The 702-nt window shown below is 37.2% G+C and carries 1 protein-coding gene; it reads right to left on the bottom strand.

What is annotated here, in order from left to right:
• Positions 1-5: 5 nt before the first annotated feature.
• Positions 6-386: a hypothetical protein gene (locus JWF52_RS17670; RefSeq protein WP_208334804.1), complete on the bottom strand. Its 381-nt coding sequence runs from the start codon at positions 384-386 to the stop codon at positions 6-8.
• Between the last annotated feature and the right edge of the window lie 316 nt (positions 387-702).

Below are 702 nucleotides of genomic sequence, written 5' to 3'. Positions count from 1 at the left end.
TGACTCTACTGCTGAATTTCTACTGCTGACGCTGACTCTACTGCTGATGCTACTGCTGACGCTGACTCTACTGCCGACTCTACTGCTGACGCTGACTCTACTGCCGATGCTACTGCTGATGCTGACTCTACTGCTGATGCTGACTCTACTGCCGATGCTGACTCTACTGCCGATGCTGATGCTGACTCTACTGCTGACGCTGACGCTGATATTGATGCTAACGCTGATGCTGATACTAGCGCTGAGTCAAGTGCAAATAATGATAACCAATCAAATGCAAATAACAATGTTGGACCAATAAATGTTAATACTCCTATAAATATATATATTACTTGTGGATGCTGTGATAAAAAACATAAATGCCATGAAAATGCTTTAGTAATCACAGATATAGAACCTGAGGATAGTCATTGCTGTAATGATTGCTGTAATGATTGCCATAGTGGTTGCCATAATGATTGCCATAGTGGTTGCAAATATAGAACTTCTGAAGAGTAATATATTATAAAGGAGAATAATTATTATGAATCAAATAAAAAACTCAGATAATAGTAAACACGTAAATGATAGTAAGCACTCTAATAATAATACGCCCGTAAAAGAGAGTAAACATTCAAGTGATAATAAACACTCTCATAATAATACTCCTGTAAAAGAGAGTAAACATTCAAGTGATAGTAAACACTCTCATAATAATACTCC

The organism is Clostridium sp. CCUG 7971 (genome assembly GCF_017590215.1).
In the GTDB taxonomy this organism is placed as follows: Bacteria; Bacillota; Clostridia; order Peptostreptococcales; family Peptostreptococcaceae; genus Faecalimicrobium.
This window is presented reverse-complemented; position numbering and strand designations above follow the sequence as displayed.